Here is a 19,053-nt window from a genome sequence, read left to right as displayed (position 1 = left end):
CAATCGAACGCAGACCTATGGGAGGGGCAGGACGATGAGCGGCGTCGCGGAACTGACCGATTTCGTGCGCGCGGGAGGGCTCTTCGTCCTCACCGGCGCGGGCATCTCGACCGAATCCGGCATCCCCGACTACCGGCGCCCCGACGGCACGCGCCGCACGGTTCCCATGACATACCAACAGTTCCTCGCCACCCACGAGGCGCGTCAACGGTACTGGGCGCGCAGTGCCGTCGGCTGGGAGATCTTCGACGCGGCGGAACCCAACGTCGGGCACGTCGCGCTGGCGCGACTGCAGGGTGGCGGCCTCGTCGATCACCTCGTGACGCAGAACGTCGACGGCCTTCATGCGCGTGCCGGTGCCCGCGACGTCACCGAGCTGCATGGGTCGCTCGAGCACGTCGTCTGCGTCGCGTGCGGGACGCGGGAAGGGCGCCGTGGCTTCCAGGTACGCCTGCGCGAACTCAACCCCCAGCTGCCGACGCAGGCGCGCCTGCTCGCCGACGGCGACGCGGACGTCGCGGTCGAGCTGGAGCGCGGTGTCATCGTGCCGGCGTGCCTGCGCTGCAAGGCCACGACGGTGAAGCCGGACGTCGTCATGTTCGGTGAGTCCGTCGCTCCTGAGGTCGTGGAGGCGCAGATGCGGGCAGTGGAACGCTGCCGGGGCGTGCTCGTGCTCGGCAGTTCGCTCAAGGTGATGTCGGGTTACCGGTTCGTGCTCGCCGCCCTCAAGCAGCAGAAGCCGGTCGCCCTCGTCGGGCTCGGCGCGATGCGTGGCGAGGAGCGGGTCGACCTCGTCGTGCGCGAACCCCTCGGCCCGACCCTCACCGCCGTGTGCGACGCGCTGGGGCTCGACCTCGCGACGTCCTGACGTCTCGGCGTCGAACGTCGGGGCGCAGAAGGGGCTGAGAGTCGAGTTGCAACCACACGCTGGACCGATCCGCGCGGCGGGGCCAGCGCCTCAGATGCTGCGCAGGACGGCCGTGACCTTGCCCATGATGCTCGCGTGGTCGCCGTCGATCGGGGAGTAGGCCTCGTTCGCGGGCATGAGCCACGTCTTGCCCTCGCTGCGGCGCAGCGTCTTGACCGTGGCCTCCGAGTCGAGCAGTGCCGCGACGATCTCCCCGTTGGCGGCGTCGGCCTGGCGTCGCACGACGACCCAGTCGCCCTCGCAGATGGCCGCATCGATCATCGAGTCGCCGACGACGCGCAGCAGGAACAGCTCGCCGTCACCGACGATCTGACGCGGTAGCGGGAAGACGTCCTCGACGGCCTGCTCGGCGAGGATCGGGCCACCGGCCGCGATGCGGCCGACGACCGGCACGTATGACGGCGTGGGTCGCTCGTCGCCCGAGCCCGTCTCGTCGTGCTGCGACTCGGATAGCGCAGACACGGCGTTGCCGCGGTAGCCGCGGGTCGCCGCACCCGAGTCCGGGGAGACGACCTCCATGGCGCGCGGGCGGTTCGGGTCGCGGCGCAGGTATCCCTTGCGCTCGAGTGCGGCGAGCTGATGGGCCACCGAACTCGGGCTCGTCAGACCGACGGCCTCGCCGATCTCACGCAGGCTCGGGGGGTAGCCGCGCTCGTCGACGGAACGTCGGATCACGGTGAGCACCTTGTGCTGGCGTGGCGTCAGCTTGCCCGGCGTGCGCTCCTGCATCGAATGAACGTCACCCATGGTGTGACCCCTCCTGGTCCTCGTCGCACGTCGGTGGTCGCGGTGGCGACACGTGCACCCTCCGGCGGGGCGGAAATGCCCGCCATGACGGGGTTGTCGGTGCGCGGTGCTTGTGTATCTGACATCACCCACAGTACGCGGTGTCGCACACAGTTTTCAAAAATGTGTACGAAGAAATCCGTGCGCCCCGTTCGAAAGCACGTTCGGGTGTCGTACAGTTGTTCTATCGCACGCGTGTTCGATCGGTCCCTCCGGGCTGACCGTGTCGCGTGAGGAAGCCGCACCGGTGACGGTGTGGCGGCGCCTCGGGGGTGTCCCGAGAGAAGGAGTGGTTTCGATGGTTGCTTCGAGTACTGCAGTTCGACGTGAGCCCGTGCTGGGTTCGGGTGTCGACGTGCGCCGCGTGGCGCGGGTCGACGCTGCGGCATCCCGCTCACACCTCCACCTCGTGCCCACGGGTGGCGCGGTGCAGGTCGTCACGAACTCTCAGAGCGTTCGTTTCGCCCGTCGTCGCTTCACGGCCGTGTGCGTGGCTCTCGTCGTCGTGGCGGGTGCCATCCTCGCGGGCCGGGCGATGGCGAGCGGTGTCGACGGTACGCAGCGGCACGAGGTCACCGTTCGCGCGGGGGAGACGCTTTCGCAGATCGCGGCGCGTGAGATGCCGGGCGTGCGCAACGACCAGGCGGTTGTCGCGATCGAGCACGAGAGCAACCTCGGCTCGTCGCAGGTGCAGGCCGGCCAGAAGGTGATCATCCCCGCACCGTGAAGTGTGACGATCGCCATCGTCGGGTTCGGGGGTTCGAGGGGGCGTGAGTCGCCTCCCCCGGCTGGCGCAGGATTCCGCGGCGCACGAGTGGCGGGGGTCGTCGCGAGGTTGCGCAGGGCGAGTAGACGCGGCCTCGGTGCTGTTGCGCGTCGGGTCTCAGGGGCCTAATATCTCTACATGTGGGGCTTTGGCCCCCGCTTCCCCCTAGATGTTGATTCTCCTCCGCTGATGTGCATCTGCGCTCTGAGGCCGGAATCCCGGGGTGGAGCGCCGCCGTCCCGAGTGTTCCCAGCCCCGTCGGAAGGTTTGACGTGCACTGTCCGTTCTGCCGCAACACCGACTCCCGCGTCGTCGATTCGCGCTCGAGCGAGGACGGCACCTGCATCAAGCGGCGCCGTCAGTGCCCGAACTGCGGCAAGCGGTTCTCGACGATGGAGACCGCAAGTCTCACGGTCGTCAAGCGTTCCGGGGTCAGCGAGCCGTTCTCGCGCGACAAGGTGATGTCCGGGGTTCGCAAGGCGTGCCAGGGCCGCCCGGTCACCGACGACCAGTTGGCCGTTCTCGCCCAGCAGGTGGAGGAGTCCATTCGCTCGAAGGGCGCCGCCGAGATCGACGCCCATGACGTGGGCATCGAGATCCTCGGGCCCCTGCGCGAACTCGACCACGTCGCGTATCTGCGCTTCGCCTCCGTCTACCAGGCCTTCGAATCGCTCGAGGACTTCGAGACGGCGGTCAGCGAGTTGCGTCAGTACGCCGCCTCGGCGTCCTGACCCCGCGCGCCTGCCGAGGGCGCGCCCCCCAGATCACCCTCACGTACCAGCTCACCCCACCTGCCAGGAGGCTCACGGTCATGACCGAGACGACGAAGGCCCGCGCCAAGACGGGACGCCGCACCGGCGGCGTCACGATCGAACGCATTTTCACCACGCCCGGCGTGCACCCGTACGATGAGGTCACCTGGGAGAAGCGGGACGTCCTCCAGCAGAACTGGAAGACGGGCGAGACGATCTTCGAGCAGTCGGGTGTCGAGTTCCCCGACTTCTGGTCGCTCAACGCCTCCACCATCGTCACGACCAAGTACTTCCGTGGCGCCGTCGGCACCGACGCGCGTGAAAGCTCCCTCAAGCAGCTCATCGACCGCGTCGTGCTGACCTATGCCAAGGCCGGGCGCGACAACGGCTACTTCGCTACCGACGAGGACGCGGAGATCTTCGAGCACGAGCTCACCTACGCCCTGCTGCACCAGGTGTTCTCGTTCAACTCGCCCGTCTGGTTCAACGTCGGTACCGCGAGCCCGCAGCAGGTCAGCGCGTGCTTCATCCTGTCGGTCGAGGACTCGATGGATTCGATCCTCAACTGGTACAAGGAGGAGGGCTTCATCTTCAAGGGTGGTTCGGGCGCCGGTCTCAACCTCTCCCGCATCCGCTCCTCCAAGGAGCTGCTCTCCTCGGGCGGCACCGCATCCGGCCCGGTCTCCTTCATGCGCGGCGCCGACGCCTCGGCCGGCACGATCAAGTCCGGTGGCGCGACGCGTCGAGCGGCCAAGATGGTCGTCCTCGACGTCGACCACCCCGACATCGAGGAGTTCATCGAGACGAAGGCGCGCGAGGAGGACAAGATCCGCGCGCTGCGTGACGCCGGGTTCGACATGGACCTCGGTGGCCGCGACATCGTCTCCGTGCAGTACCAGAACGCCAACAACTCGGTTCGTGTTAACGACGAGTTCATGCAGGCGGTCGTCGACGGCGGCAGCTTCGGTCTGCGCGCCCGCGACACCGGTGAGGTCATCGAGACCGTCGATGCGCGTGAGCTGTTCGACAAGATCAACAAGGCCGCGTGGGAGTGCGCCGACCCGGGCGTGCAGTACGACGACACGATCAACGCGTGGCACACGAACCCCGAGACGGGCCGTATCACGGCGTCGAACCCGTGCTCGGAGTACATGTCGCTCGACAACTCGAGCTGCAACCTCGCCTCGCTCAACCTGCTGAAGTTCCTCAAGGAAGACGACACGTTCGACGCGGCGACGTTCGCCAAGGTCGTCGAACTCGTCATCACGGCGATGGACATCTCGATCTGCTTCGCCGACTTCCCGACCGAGTCGATCGGCAAGACGACCGTCGACTACCGCCAGCTCGGCATCGGGTACGCCAACCTCGGTGCACTGCTCATGGCGACGGGCCACGGTTACGACTCCGACGGTGGCCGCGCCCTGGCGGCCTCGATCACCTCGCTGCTCACGGGTGCCGCCTACAAGCGCTCCGCGGAGATGGCGGCCGTCGTCGGCCCCTACGCCGGCTACGCCCAGAACAGCCAGGCGCACAACCGCGTCATGCGCAAGCACCGCGCGGCCAACGACGAGCTGTCGTCGCACAAGGACATGGGTGCGATGGCGAGCGACATCCACGCCCTCGCCACGAAGGCCTGGGCCGACGTCGTCACGCTCGGCGAGAAGAACGGCTTCCGTAACGCGCAGGCCTCCGTCCTCGCCCCGACCGGCACGATCGGCTTCATGATGGACTGCGACACGACGGGTATCGAGCCCGACTTCTCGCTCGTCAAGTTCAAGAAGCTCGTCGGTGGCGGTTCGATGCAGATCGTCAACCAGACGATCCCGCGTGCGCTGAAGAAGCTGGGTTACCAGGACGAGCAGATCGAGGCGATCGTCGAGCACATCGCCGAGAAGGGCCACGTCATCGACGCGCCCGGTCTCAAGCCCGAGCACTACGAGATCTTCGACTGCGCCATGGGTGCGCGCGCCATCTCGCCGATGGGCCACGTGCGCATGATGGCCGCCTGCCAGCCGTTCCTGTCGGGCGCCATCTCGAAGACGGTCAACCTGCCCGAGACCGCGAGCGTCGACGACATCGCCGAGGTGCACCTCGAGGGCTGGAAGCTCGGCCTCAAGGCCATCGCGGTCTACCGCGACAACTGCAAGGTCGGCCAGCCGCTGTCCGACGGCAAGGCGGAGAAGAAGTCCGAGCCCGCCGCGACCAGCACCGAGACCGCGGCTGCGGAGAAGGTCATCGAGTACCGTCCGGTCCGCAAGCGTCTGCCGAAGCGTCGCTCGTCGCAGACGACGTCGTTCGCCGTTGGCGGCGCGGAGGGCTACCTCACCGCCGGCACGTACGAGAACGGTGACCTCGGCGAGCTGTTCCTCAAGTTCGGCAAGCAGGGTTCGACGCTCGCCGGTGTCATGGACGCGTTCTCGATCGCGGTCTCCATCGGCCTGCAGTACGGCGTGCCACTCGAGACGTTCGTCGAGAAGTTCACGAACCTGCGCTTCGAGCCGGCCGGTATGACGGACGACGCCGACGTGCGCATGGCGCAGTCGATCATGGACTACGTCTTCCGCCGCCTGGCGCTCGACTACCTCGACTTCGACACGCGCTCGTTCATGGGCATCCACACCGCGGCCGAGCGTGCGCGTCAGCTCGAGACGGGTTCCTACGCTCCGAGCGAGGGCGACGACGAGAGCTTCGACGCGGAGTCGAACTCGCAGACGGCCGCCCCGGCCCGTCAGGAGCGCGCGGGTACCACTGCGCCGGCAGCTCCGACGACGTCGGAGGAGGAGCATGCCGACGAGGTCATCTCGGGCTCGGGTGCAGCCTCGGCCCGTGAGGTGAGCAACGAGATCCACAGCTCCACCGAGCTGCTCGAGAAGTTCCAGGGTCACGCCGCGGATGCGCCGATGTGCATGACGTGCGGGACGAAGATGCGTCCGGCCGGTAGCTGCTACGTGTGCGAGGGCTGCGGAAGCACCTCCGGCTGCAGCTGATGCTTCGCTGAGGCATGAAGGCAGGCGTCGCCGGTGACGAGAGTCATCGACGGCGCCTGCCGTCTTGCCCGCTGAGATGGATCGTCCTGCGATCGCCTCGATGAAGTCTCATGATGTGAGCGACGCGTCAGGTCGTCGTCACCGCCAGCGAAAGGAACCGGCCGTGAAGGCACTGCTGCTCGAGAACGTGCACCCCCTGGGGGAGGCGCTGCTGCGCGAGGCCGGCTTCGAGGTCGACATGCGCATCGGCGCGATGGACGAGGACGAGCTGATCGAGGCGCTGCAGGGCGTCGACCTGCTCGGCATCCGCTCCAAGACCGAGGTGAGCGCGCGCGTGCTCGACAATGCGCCCGACCTGCAGGCGATCGGGGCCTTCTGCATCGGCACGAACCAGATCGACCTCGCGCACGCCGCGGGGCGGGGCATCGTCGTGTTCAACGCACCGTTCTCCAACACGCGCTCGGTCGTTGAACTTGCCATCGCCGAGATCATCATGATGGCGCGCCGCCTCAGCGAGAAGGACCGCGCGCTGCACGACGGGGTGTGGCACAAGGACGCGAAGGGCAGCCACGAGATCCGCGGCCGCAAGCTTGGCATCGTCGGGTACGGCAACATCGGCTCGCAGCTGTCGGTCGTCGGGGAGATGCTCGGCCTGCAGGTCTACTTCTACGACACCGACGACAAGCTCGCCCTCGGCAACGCGACACGCTGCTCGTCGCTCGAGGAGCTGCTGTCGATCGCCGAGGTCATCACGCTGCACGTCGACGGGCGCTCCGGCAACGCCGGTTTCTTCGGCGCCGAGCAGTTCGCCGCGATGCGCCCGCGCTCGTTGTTCCTCAACCTCTCGCGCGGCTTCGTCGTCGACTACGACGCGCTCAAGACGCATCTCGAATCCGGTCACATCGCCGGTGCGGCGGTCGACGTGTTCCCGACCGAGCCCAAGAAGAAGGGCGATCCGTTCGACTCACCGTTGCAGGGCATCCCCAACGTCGTGCTGACGCCGCACATCGGCGGCTCGACGGAGGAGGCGCAGGAGGACATCGGACGGTTCGTCGCCGCGAAGCTGCGCGACTACGTCCAGCGTGGTTCGACGACGCTCAACGTCAACCTCCCGTCGCTCAACCTGCCCGAGCGCCCGGGTCAGCACCGCATCGTGCATTTCCACAAGAACGTGCCGGGTGCGCTGGCGCGCATGAACGGCATCCTCGCCGAGCACGGCGTCAACATCGAGGGTCAGATGCTCGACACCGCCTCGGACACCGGCTACGTCGTCACCGACGTCGTCTCCCAGCTGCCCGACGCCGTCCTGGACCAGCTGCGCGCGATGCCGGAGACGATCAGGCTGCGCGTCGTGCGCTGAGCCGCACCGACCTGCCGCGACCCGTCCCGCGACGGTGTACGAGTGCAGCGTCAGCGGCCCACGAACCGCCCACGCGAAGCGCGTACCCGCGCCATCGCGTGGGCGCCGGCGCCTTCGGACGTCCTCTTGAGCCACCGGACGCACACCGTCCGAAGGGTGCGTCGCAGGCTAGACTGACCGGCAGAACCGACGACGCCGCAGCCGCAGGCTCCGCGTCGCCGAATGCCCCCTTCGACGCAGGTGACGGCGGCCCTCGCTGAGGGTTCGCCGTGCCGGGAGTGACGGTGTGATGCAAGCCCCCATGACGTGGTCCGACGAGGCTGCGGATGGCCAGCGCGAGACCGATCTGGGTCGGTGGCGGAGCACGTACGACCTCATGGCCGAGCACGTCGAGGCCGACCCCGCGTTCGCCGCGTCGTGGCAGCAGCTCGACGCGCTCGCGCACGCCCGCGACGTCGAACTGACGGCTGACGTCGAGGCGATGATCCGTCGCCCCGACATCGAGCGCTTCGCCGAGGCCCTCGCGCAGTGGGGCGCGCGGCCGGGCCCATATGTCGGGGCCGGCGCGCTCGCGCGACACTGGCTGCCGCGCGTCGTAGCGCACTGCGAGGACCGCCTCGGCGAGTTCGAGGACGTGCTGGCGAAGGTGCTCGTCACCCCGACCTCGCTCGACGAGGCGGGCACGTCGATCGCGCGTCTCGAGGACGTCATCGGATCCGGTGGGCCTGATCTCGCGCGCGTGCCGACGTTCCTGTCGCTCGTGTGGGCCACCTCCGGCCAGGGGGACTGGCCGGTGCTGTGGCCTGGTGGGGCGGACGCGTTCGCGACCCTGGGGTGGATGGGGCGCCACCTCACGCACGCCGAGCGCTACGTCGACTTCGTGACGCTGTGCCGTGCGTTCAGCCCCGCCGGCGCCTACCGGGCGCAGCGCGTCGTCACGGCGCTGGGCGAGAAGCCGTCGTTCGTCGGCTTCGGCGCGGCGCTGCCTGCGCTGGCGACCGAGTCGACGCAACTGCACCGTACTTTCGAGCAGGGCGTCGGCTATCCAGACGGCGAGTCGGAGGCCCGCGCCGCGTCCCTGGCGCTGCAGTTGCGCGGTCATGCCGCGCTGGTCGCGCGCAGCCTGCACGAGCAGCTCGAGCGCGCCACCGGCGTCAAGCTCGCCGAGACGAGCCTGCAGACCCGGACGGAGGCGTCCTCGCGCGCGGCCTACCGCAGCGATTCGCACTCGACGTGGCTGCTGCCCGCGAGCAGCGGGGGAGCGCCCGCCCTGCGCGTGTGGATGACGAGCTCCGGCATCGCCGTCGGGCTGATGTCGGGCTGGGATTCCGCGGCGGGCGCCGAACGTCACGAGGAGCTCGGCTCGCGGCTCGAGCAGAACCTGCCTGCCGGTCTGGAGTTCATCCATCTCGGCCCGGCCGGCGCGCCGGACCGCCTGACGCCGACGGGGGCGTCGTACGAGGGTGGCGAGGTGTTCGTCGGCCGCTGGTTCCCGCACCCCGACGGGGTGGGGCGGCGCAGCTTCGCCGCGGACGTCGAGGACACCGTCCGCCGCGTGCTGCCGCTGGTCGACACGATGCGCGGCTCCGATGCGCCCGTCGAGGGCATCGACGAGGAGCTCGCCATCGCGCTGCGCGCCTTCCTGGCCGACCGTCCGTACCCGGCGGAGCGCGATCAGTGGCACGTCGAGCAGCGCCGCACCTTCGCGGCCTCGCTCGAAGCGGAGGCGCTCGCCGCGTTCGACCTCGCGACGTTCAAGCGCATCATCGCCGGTGGCGCCTACGGGTCGACGGGCACGCACAGTGTCCTCGACGCACGCCTCGCCGCGCTCGATGCGCGTGGCCTCGAGAACCTCGCGCGCTCCGTCACGCACCTGCTGTGGGGTGAGGGCGATGACGCCGACCGCATCGACGCGGTCATCGACCCCGAGGGCGCCGATGAGGTCTCGCTCGACGAGGCGGTCGCGATGAAGCTCCTGGCGATCGCGCACCCGCACCGCTACCTGCCCGTGTACGCGATGACGGGGCGTGACGGCAAGGTCGCTCTCGCGCAGGCGCTCGGTGTCGTCCTGCCGCGTCGGCGCGAGTTGTCGCGTGGTCGGCTGCAGGTCATCGCCGCGGACCGGTTGCGCGGCAAGCTCGAACCGTTGTTGCCGAACGACCCGTGGGGGCAGGTGCAGTTCGCGCTGTGGCTGCTGCGCAAGGGCGAGACGAGCGTCGACCCCGAACGAGATCTGGTCGCCGAGGCAGCGGCGGATCTGCTCGTGGACGAGGAGTTCCTGCGCGAGATCGACGAGTTGCTGCAGGACAAGAAGCAGCTCATCTTCTACGGTCCGCCCGGGACGGGCAAGACGTTCATGGCGCAGCGATTCGCGGCGGCCCTGCAGCCCGACCCGACGAAGCGCGCCGTCGTGCAGTTCCACCCTTCCACGTCGTACGAGGACTTCTTCGAGGGCTTCCGCCCGCGTCTCGACGCCGCTGGCGCAATGGTCTACGAACTGCGCAAGGGGCCGCTGGCGCTCATGGCCGAGGCCGCCGAGGCCGACCCGACGACGCCGCACATCATGGTCATCGACGAGATCAACCGCGCGAACCTGCCGCGCGTCTTCGGTGAGCTGCTGTTCCTGCTCGAGTATCGCTCGCAGTCGGTCATGACGAGCTACCGGCCCGACGAGGGCTTCCAGCTGCCCTCGAACCTGTACTTCATCGGCACGATGAACACGGCCGACCGATCGATCGCCCTCGTCGACGCTGCGCTGCGACGCCGCTTCCACTTCCTGCCGTTCATGCCGCACGAAGGCCCGATGGAGGGGCTGCTGGCGCGCTGGCTGGAGCGCGAGAACGGCCCCGTGTGGGTGGCGGGCGTCGTCGATCGGGTCAACGAGGAGCTGCGTCAGATCCTGCGCGGCCCGCACCTGCAGATCGGCCACAGCCACTTCATGGTGCGCGACCTCGACGACGCCGCGCTCGCCCGCATCTGGAAGTACGGCGTCTACCCGTTCATCGAGGATCAGCTCTACGGGCGCGAGGACGTGCTCGCGACGTTCACCTGGGAGGCCGTGCTCGAACGGCACGCCCAGGCTGCGCATGCTGACGACGACGCGGCGCGCGCCACGAACGACGCGGCGCCCGAGGGGTCATGACGGCGCTCGCGGTCGGCGCCCTCGCGCCGGACGAGCGCGTTCGCCTCACCCTGGCGGAGCACTCGCGTTCGGAGCCGGTCCGCGTGCCGAGCAGTGCGCGTCGCGCCCTGTTCTCGGTCGGCTCGGATCGGGTGAGGTTGCTCGCCACTGCCGATCCGGAGGCCGTCGTCGTCGAGACGACGTCGTGGGTCGGCACGGTCAGCGTTCCCGGTTTCGAGGTGCGGATCGTGCCGCGCGTGCCGATGGCATCGATCTTCGCCATGCTCGGCGGGCAGGACGCGTCGATCGCGTGGGGGAGTGAGACGAGCGATTTCGCGGGTGACGGCGAACTGCTCGACGGATCGGCGCTTGTCGTCCTGCGCGCTGTCGAGGCGGCGACCCGCCGCGGGCTGCTGCACGGGTATCGCACGCGCGAGGAGGAGAGTTCGACGCTGCGGGGCCGCTTGCTCGTCGACCAGCTCGCCCGCAGACCGTGGACGGTCGGCGCCCCGGTGTGCCGGTTCGAGGAGTTCACGTCAGACGTCGTCGAGAACCACCTGCTGCGCGCGGCCGTCGTCCGCGTGCTCGGCGCCCCCGGCCTCAGCCCGCAGACGCGGCGTCTCGCCGTCGAGCTGCTCGCGCGGTTCGACGGGGTCGCCGACGCCGATCCGCGGGAGCTGGCGCTCGAGATCCCGTTGACGCGGCTCAATGCGCACTACGAGCACGCGATGGGTCTGGCGCGTCTCGCGATCGACGGTTTCTCGATCCGTCATGACGCGGGTGAGCGCGGTGCGAACGCGTTCCTCGTCGACGTCGACCTCGTCTTCCTGCGCTTCGTCGCCACCGAGCTGCGGGCGCGGTTGTGGCCCGCGCATCGCGTCGAGCAGGCCGAGGAGCTCGCGCTCGACGACGCCGCGTCGCTGCGCGCTACCGCCGACATCCTCGTGCGTGACGCGAGCGGCCCCCGCCTCGTCATCGGCACCCGCTACCACCTCGGTGACGACGACGTGCCCCGCCGCACGGGTGACCCGCTGCACCTCATGACGGGCGGAGGTCGCGACACCGCGCGGACTCCTCGCGACCCGGCCGCCGCCGTCGCGAACGACGCGGCCGCGTTCTTCCCGGTCATGGTGCAGGCCGCCTCGCTCGACCTCGACGCAGCACTCGTCGTCTATGCCCACGCGCGGCGCCGCCCGGCGAGCCGCATCCGGATGCCGGCGACGCGGGCGAGCGTCCACTCGTGGCACGTCGACCTCGACGCGTCGTGGCGTGAGCTGAGCGATGGCCTCGACGATCTCGCGGCGCACGTGCGGCGTCTGTGCGGGTGACGGGCGCCGAGCTCCTGCGGCTGCGCACGCCCCCTGCGTCTCCTGTCACCCGAGACGCCGCGCACGTCACCCCGCGGCCGCCACGCACCGGCGTCCGCAGTGCGCCCTGAGCGAAACCCGGTGCCGTCGAGGCGGTGCGCGAGCGAGAGCCCGACTATCGTGGCGGCGTGTCCACGACGATGAACCTGGCCCCCGCCGATCTCGAGCGCCGTGCTGCGCTGCGTCGCATGCGCCTCGTGGCGACGGGGCTGCTCGTCCTCGCGGCCGTCATCTACATCCTCACGCACGGCCATGGCGGGGCGTGGGGGTACGTCAACGCGGCGGCCGAGGCTGCGATGGTCGGTGCCGTCGCCGACTGGTTCGCGGTGACCGCGCTGTTCCGTCACCCCCTCGGTCTCAAGGTGCCGCACACGGCCATCATCCCGACGCGCAAGGATCAGCTGGGCAAGAGCCTCGAGGAGTTCGTCGCCTCCAACTTCCTCACCCCCGATCTCGTGCGTGAGCGCATCCGCGGCGTCGACGTCCCGCGACGCGTCGCGGCCTGGGTCGAGCGCCCCGGTCAGGCCGAGCGGCTCGTCGCCCAGATCACCCCGCAGCTCAACAAGGCGCTCGAGAGCCTCGACGAGGACGAGGTGCGCCACTTCCTCGACGCCGTCCTCATCCCGCGTCTGCAGCGCGAGCCCATCGGCGAACTCGCCGGGCACCTGCTCGAAGGGGTCGTCGCGGACGGCACGCACCACGGGTTCGTCGACGTCTGCATCACCGAGATGCACGTCTGGGTGAGCGAGAACAAGGATGCGGTGACGCGCATCGTCGGGGCGAAGGCGCCGTGGTGGTCGCCGCAGTGGCTCGACGACGCCGTCGTCGACCGCATCCACCTCGAGATCGTCAAGTGGCTCGCGGAGGTGCGCGACACACCTGATCACGCGATGCGTCGCGCGATCGACGCGTTCCTCGCTCGCGCCGCGCACGACCTGCAGCACGACGAGAAGACCCAGCAGCAGGCGGAGAACCTCAAGCAGCGCTTCCTCACCCACCCCAGCGTCGCCGACGCGGCCCTGAACGTGTGGTCGTCGGTGCGTCGGATGCTCGGTGACGCTCTCATGGATCCCGACGGCGAGCTGCGGGCGCGGATGGTCCACCACCTGCGGGCGCTCGCGCAGCGCATCCGCACCGAGGACGCGCTCCACGCGAGCCTCGAACGTCGCCTCGAGGACGTCGCAGCCGCCGGCGTCGAGGGCTACGGCCACGAGATCACGGCCCTCATCTCCTCGACGGTCGAGCGCTGGGACGCGCAGGACGCCTCCGAGCGCATCGAGTCGTTCGTCGGGCGCGACCTGCAGTTCATCCGCATCAACGGCACCGTCGTCGGCGGCCTCGTCGGCCTCCTCATCTACACGCTCAGCCAGCTCCTGCCCTGACGGCGGGGGCGCTGGGCCCTGCCCGAACGCGCGCGGCCATCACCGGCGCGCGTGAGAAAGTGAGCGAATCGTGAGTACTCCAAGACCTTCGCAACCTTCCTCGAACGGCGATCCGGCGACGCCCGGGCCGCCGCTCGCCTCATCGTCCCGCCGGCGCAGGCCGCGCCGGAGCAGAGCGAACGCGTCGCCCCGAGGGGACGAACCGGCCCTGGCCGCCGAGGCCATCCCCGACCCCACATCGGAAGCAGCGTCGTACGTCCTGCGCTACCCGGGCCACCTGCCTGTCGTCGAGGCGAAAGACGAGATCCTCGAGGCGATCCGCGACCACCAGGTCGTCATCGTCGCGGGCGAAACGGGTTCGGGCAAGACGACGCAGCTGCCGAAGTTCTGCCTCGAACTGGGGCGCGGGCGCGCCGGCGCCATCGGCCACACCCAGCCGCGACGCATCGCGGCGCGTTCGGTCGCCGAGCGGCTCGCCGAAGAACTCGAGTCGCCGCTCGGTGAGACGGTCGGCTATCAGGTGCGCTTCGTCGACGAGTCGTCGAAGAAGACCCGTGTGCGCGTCATGACCGACGGCATCCTGTTGTCGCAGATGCAACGCGATCGGGATCTGCGTCAGTACGACACGCTCATCATCGACGAGGCGCACGAACGCAGCCTCAACATCGACTTCATCCTCGGCTACCTCAAGCAGTTGCTGCCGCGGCGCCCCGATCTCAAGGTGATCATCACGTCCGCGACGATCGACCCGGAGCGCTTCGCCGAGCACTTCGCCGGCCCGGACGGGCCCGCGCCGATCATCGAGGTCTCGGGGCGCACCTACCCCGTCGAGACGCGGTATCGCCCCCTCGTGCGCGAGCTCGCGCAGAGCAAGCCGGGGGAGGACCCCAAGCTCGAGGACGTCGATCAGGTGACGGGCATCGTCGAGGCCGCACAGGAGCTGTGGCGCTCAGGCAGCGGTGACGGTTCGGCGCAGGACATCCTCGTCTTCTGCTCCGGTGAGCGCGAGATCCGCGACGCCGCGGACGCGCTCAAGGGCGCTGACTGGGGGCGCGCGCGTCACGACGTCGAGATCGTGCCGCTGTATGCGCGCCTGTCCGCCGCCGAGCAGCATCGCGTCTTCGCCCCGCACCACGGGCGACGCATCGTCCTGGCGACGAACGTCGCCGAGACGTCGCTGACGGTGCCGGGCATCCGCTACGTCATCGACACCGGCACCGCGCGCATCTCGCGCTACAGCCAGCGCACGAAGGTGCAGCGTCTGCCGATCGAGCCGATCTCGCAGGCCTCCGCCCGTCAGCGCGCCGGCCGGTGCGGCCGCGTCGCCGACGGCATCTGCATCCGGTTGTACTCGGAGGAGGATTTCGCGTCCCGCCCGGAGTTCACCGACCCCGAGATCCTGCGGACGAACCTCGCGAGCGTCATCCTGCAGATGACGTCCCTGGGCCTCGGCGACATCGCGCGCTTCCCGTTCGTCGACGCGCCCGACGCCCGCCAGATCAAGGACGGCCTGGCGCTGCTCGAGGAGTTGCACGCCCTCGACACCACCGCTCGGGGGCCGCGCAAGAAGCTGACGCCGACCGGCCGCACTCTCGCGCGCCTGCCCGTCGACCCGCGGCTCGGACGCATGCTCGTCGCCGCCGCCGAGAACGGCTCGCTGCGGGAGCTACTCGTCATCGTCGCGGCGATGTCGATCCAGGATCCGCGTGAGCGCCCCGCGGACGCGCAGGCCCAGGCGGATCAGCAGCACGCCCGGTTCCAGCACGAGAAGAGCGACTTCCTCAGCTACCTCAACCTGTGGAACTACGTGCGCGAGCAGCAGCGCGAACTGTCCAGCAGTGCCTTCCGGCGCCTGTGCAAGCGCGAGTACCTCCACTACCTGCGGCTGCGCGAATGGCAGGATCTGCACGGTCAGCTCAAGGCGGCGTGCAAGCAGGCCAAGCTGTTCATGAGCGACAACGCCGCGAGCGAGGATGCCGTCCACCAGGCGCTGCTCACGGGTCTGCTCAGCCACGTCGGGCTGCGGGATCGTGAGAAGCGTGAGTACCTCGGCGCCCGTCAGGCGCGTTTCGCGATCCAGCCCGGCTCGACGCTGTTCCGACGCCAACCCGACTGGGTCATGGCGGGCGAGCTGGTCGAGACGACCCGCATGTGGGCGCGCACCAACGCGGTCGTCGACCCCGCCTGGATCGAACGGGCGGGCGCCCACCTCGTCAAGCGCTCGTATGCCGAACCGCACTGGGAGCGCTCGCGCGCGGGGGCCGTCGCGTCCGAGCGGGTCACGCTGTACGGCATCCCGATCGTCGCGGGCCGCAAGGCCGCCTACGGCGCGATCGATCCGGAGGTCTCTCGCGACCTGTTCATCCGTCACGCTCTCGTCGAGGGTGACTGGGATGCGCAGCACCAGTTCCTCAAGGACAACGCGGCGCTGCGCGCGCGCTTCGCCGACCTCGAGGCGCGCGCCCGACGGCGTGACCTCGTCGTCGACGACGACGTCCTGTTCGACTTCTACGACGAGCGCATCCCGGCGGACATCGTCTCCGGGGCGCACTTCGACCGGTGGTGGAAGAACGAGCGTCGTACGAACCCGAGCCTGCTCACCTTCACCGAGGATTTGCTCGTCGCCGACGACGCGGACGCCGTCGACGAGTCGGCCTACCCGAAGTCGTGGCGGCAGGGCAGTCTCAGGCTCAAGTTGACGTATCAGTTCGAGCCGGGTGCAGACGCCGACGGCATCACCGTGCACGTGCCGCTGCCGGTGCTCAACCAGGTCGAGGATCACGGGTTCGACTGGCTCGTGCCCGGTATGCGTGAGGAACTCGCGACGGCCCTCGTGAAGTCGCTGCCGAAGAACATCCGACGCAGCTTCGTCCCGGCTCCCGACCATGCGCGGCGGGCGCTGGCGCTCATGGATGCCCAGGGTCGCCCGGGTGAGGTCCCGTTCGCCGACGAGCTGGGCGAGGCGCTGTTTCGTCTCACCTCGGTACGTGTGCCCGCGGGGAGTTGGGACCCGGGGAAGCTGCCCGACCACCTGAAGGTCACGTTCAGGGTCGAGGATGAGCGGGGCCGCAAGATCCGTGAGAGCAAGGATCTCGCGGCGCTGCAGGACGAACTCGCCGGGCGTCTGCGTCAGTCGATCGCGAAGGCGGCCGGAGACCTCGAGCAGCAGGGGCTGACGCAGTGGACGTTCGGTGAGCTGCCCCGCCAGTTCACGAAGTCGGCCGGCCGCCAGCGGATGACGGGCTTCCCGGCTGTCGTCGACCACGGCCGTGACGTCGCTGTCGAGGTGCTCGGCACCGAGTCCGAGGCGCGCCAGGCCACTCGGCTCGGCACCCGCCGTCTGCTGCTGCTCAACACGCAGGTGCCGTGGAAGCGAATCCTCGGCCTCATGAGCAACCGGCAGAAGCTCGCGCTCGGCAACAACCCGCACGGTTCGATGGACGCCCTCATGGACGACGTCCTCGCGGCCGCCGTCGACTCCGTCATCGAAGGCATGCCCGGGCGCGAGGTGCGCGACGCAGAGCAGTTCGACGCGGCCCTCACGGCGATCCGTCAGCAGGTGGCCCCGCTCGTGCTCGAGGCGGCCGAGAAGCTCGCGCCCGTGCTCGAGCACGCCGCCGAGGTGCAGCTCGGGCTGTCACGATTGACGGCGCCCGCGGCGAAGGCGTTGCACGACGACGTCGCCGCTCACCTCGTCGCGCTCATCCATCCCGGTTTCGTCGCCGAGACCGGGTTGGCGCGCCTCGGTCACCTCGATCGCTACGTGCGGGGCATGCTCGAGCGGCTCGACAAGGGCGTCACCGATCTCGTGCGTGACGCCGACCGCGCCGACCTCGTCGCGACCGTCCGACGTGAGTACGACGACATGGTCGCCGGGCTGCGCCCCGAGCGCCGTGGGGACGCCGACGTGCTCGACATCCGCTGGATGATCGAGGAGCTTGCCGTCAGCCAGTTCGCGCAGCGTCTGGGCACCGCTCACCCGGTGTCCGAGAAGCGGATCTACAAGGCGATGGACGCTGCGGAGGCCCGCTGATCGGGCGTAGGTTGGAGGCCATGGCGAGCATCTTCAGCAAGATCATCGACGGCGACATCCCGGCGCACTTCGTCTGGCAGGACGAGGTGTGCGTGGCGTTCCTCGTCATCGACCCCATCACCGACGGGCACACGGTCGTCGTGCCGCGCGGGGAGATCGTCGAATGGACGCAGGCGCCGCCGAGCATCTTCGCGCATCTCACGGGTGTCGCGCAGATCATCGGTCAGGCGCAGCAGCGCGCGTGGCAGGCGCAGCGCGTCGGCCTGCTCGTCGAGGGGTACGAGGTGCCGCACCTGCACCTGCACGTGTGGCCGACGCAGAGCCCGGCCGAGTTCGACCCGCACGCCGTCACGCGCGGCCAGGACCAGCAGATCCTCGCCGAGAATGCCGAGGCGCTGCGGGCGCAGTTGCGCACCGACGGTCATGCCGAGACCGTTCCGGACGCCGCGTCGCCGCAGACCTGAGTGGCCGCGGCGTGGGGGAATCATCCCCGCGCGCGGGGCGTTGAACGGTGAGCACCTGACGAAGGAGTACGACGTGCTTGATCCCACGCAACTGTTCCGCATCGAGACCGACACCCCGCTCGCCGAGCAGAGCGCCTCGACCCTCGTGGTCTCGCTGGGCGGTTTCATCGACGCGGGCAACACACAGAAGTTGATGACGGCGCACATGCTGGGCACGCTTGAGCACACGGTCGTCGCGTCGTTCGACGTCGACCAGTTGCTCGACTACCGCGGTCGCCGCCCGATGATGACGTTCGATCGCGACCGCTACAGCGAGTACGACGACCCGGCTCTCGTGCTGTACCGCCTCGTCGACGCCGAAGGCACGCCGTTCCTGCTGCTCGCCGGCCCCGAGCCGGACTACCAGTGGGAGCGCGTCAGCGAGGCCGTCCGCATCCTCGCGGCGAACCTCGGCGTCTCGCTCATGGTGAGCGCGCACGGCATCCCGATGGCGGTGCCGCACACGCGCCCGGTCGGTTTCACGCGTTTCGCCTCCGATCAGCGTCTGCTGACGGAGAACGAGCCGCTCTTCGGCAACGTCCAGGTGCCCTCGAGTGCCGAAGGGCTCATGCACATCCGGCTCGCCGAGGCAGGCATGGACACCGCAGGTTTCGCGCTCCACGTGCCGCACTACCTCACGCAGGTCGAGTTCGCGGACGCCGCGCTCGCCGCGCTCGAGGCCGTCTGCGGGCTGACGGGGCTGGCGATCCCCGCTCAGGAGCTCGCCGCGATCGCCGGGCTGCATCGCGCCGACATCGCCAAGCAGATCAGCGAGAACGACGAGGTCACCGAGGTCGTCGAGGGCCTCGAGCGGCAGTACGACGCCTTCACCGAGGGTCGTCGTCGACGCTCGCTCCTCGCCGCCGAGATGAACGACCTGCCGAGCGCAGACGAGATCGGCGCCGAGCTGGAGCAGTTCCTGCGCGCCGAGGGAGAGGATCCGGGCACCAAGGGCTCGTTGTGAGCCCGCGAGCGCTTCTCGCCGGCCGTCGGTCTGAGCCGACGGCCACGCGGGCTTCGCAACGCTCGCCTGGCTGCGGCCACCCCTGCGGTGGCTTGCCGGGCCCC

The 19,053-nt window shown here is 69.5% G+C and carries 12 protein-coding genes; 11 read left to right on the top strand and 1 reads right to left on the bottom strand.

The features are described from left to right. Positions 1-34: 34 nt before the first annotated feature. Positions 35-868 (top strand): Sir2 family NAD-dependent protein deacetylase, encoded by an 834-nt coding sequence (locus DYE07_RS03575; RefSeq protein ID WP_115296361.1) that lies wholly within the window; start codon positions 35-37, stop codon positions 866-868. A 90-nt stretch (positions 869-958) separates the two neighbouring features. On the opposite strand, the gene lexA is transcribed toward DYE07_RS03575, so the two are convergent. Beyond that, positions 959-1,675, bottom strand: coding sequence for a transcriptional repressor LexA (gene lexA, locus DYE07_RS03570; protein WP_006946650.1), 717 nt, complete (start codon positions 1,673-1,675; stop codon positions 959-961). Positions 1,676-2,012: 337 nt separating this feature from the next. On the opposite strand from lexA, the gene DYE07_RS03565 reads away from it, so the two are divergent. The 10 genes from DYE07_RS03565 (at position 2,013) to DYE07_RS03520 (ending at position 18,949) form a co-directional block, all read left to right on the top strand. Further along, positions 2,013-2,441: a LysM peptidoglycan-binding domain-containing protein gene (locus tag DYE07_RS03565; RefSeq protein ID WP_131940810.1), complete on the top strand. Its 429-nt coding sequence runs from the start codon at positions 2,013-2,015 to the stop codon at positions 2,439-2,441. 311 nt (positions 2,442-2,752) lie between these two features. Then, positions 2,753-3,211 (top strand): transcriptional regulator NrdR, encoded by a 459-nt coding sequence (nrdR, locus tag DYE07_RS03560; protein WP_006946570.1) that lies wholly within the window; start codon positions 2,753-2,755, stop codon positions 3,209-3,211. A gap of 80 nt (positions 3,212-3,291) precedes the next feature. Next, entirely contained in the window at positions 3,292-6,219 is a 2,928-nt protein-coding gene (locus tag DYE07_RS03555) for a vitamin B12-dependent ribonucleotide reductase (RefSeq protein WP_006946589.1), read from the top strand. Positions 6,220-6,382: 163 nt separating this feature from the next. Further along, positions 6,383-7,579, top strand: a complete 1,197-nt coding sequence (gene serA / locus DYE07_RS03550) for a phosphoglycerate dehydrogenase (protein WP_115297068.1) — start codon at positions 6,383-6,385, stop codon at positions 7,577-7,579. Between the two features lie 301 nt (positions 7,580-7,880). After that, positions 7,881-10,721 carry an AAA family ATPase gene (locus DYE07_RS03545; RefSeq protein WP_115296360.1) on the top strand — a complete coding sequence of 947 codons (2,841 nt, stop codon included), beginning with the start codon at positions 7,881-7,883 and terminating at the stop codon, positions 10,719-10,721. Further along, positions 10,718-12,028, top strand: coding sequence for an McrC family protein (locus DYE07_RS03540; RefSeq protein WP_115296359.1), 1,311 nt, complete (start codon positions 10,718-10,720; stop codon positions 12,026-12,028). Before DYE07_RS03545 ends, DYE07_RS03540 begins: the two co-directional genes overlap by 4 nt. A gap of 167 nt (positions 12,029-12,195) precedes the next feature. Next, the gene (locus DYE07_RS03535; RefSeq protein WP_083603914.1) at positions 12,196-13,449 is read left to right on the top strand and encodes a DUF445 domain-containing protein; all 1,254 of its coding nucleotides are present in this window, start codon (positions 12,196-12,198) and stop codon (positions 13,447-13,449) included. Positions 13,450-13,519: 70 nt separating this feature from the next. Beyond that, complete coding sequence (hrpA, locus tag DYE07_RS03530; protein ID WP_115296358.1) at positions 13,520-17,482, top strand: ATP-dependent RNA helicase HrpA; 3,963 nt, start codon at positions 13,520-13,522, stop codon at positions 17,480-17,482. Positions 17,483-17,502: 20 nt separating this feature from the next. Then, complete coding sequence (locus tag DYE07_RS03525) at positions 17,503-17,946, top strand: HIT family protein (protein ID WP_006946632.1); 444 nt, start codon at positions 17,503-17,505, stop codon at positions 17,944-17,946. A gap of 73 nt (positions 17,947-18,019) precedes the next feature. Further along, positions 18,020-18,949 (top strand): PAC2 family protein, encoded by a 930-nt coding sequence (locus DYE07_RS03520; RefSeq protein WP_202775055.1) that lies wholly within the window; start codon positions 18,020-18,022, stop codon positions 18,947-18,949. Positions 18,950-19,053: the final 104 nt, after the last annotated feature.

Source organism: Dermacoccus nishinomiyaensis, assembly GCF_900447535.1.
GTDB lineage: Bacteria > Actinomycetota > Actinomycetes > Actinomycetales > Dermatophilaceae > Dermacoccus > Dermacoccus nishinomiyaensis.
The sequence above is the reverse complement of the archived record's forward strand: the minus strand, read 5'-3'. Positions and strand labels throughout refer to the sequence as shown.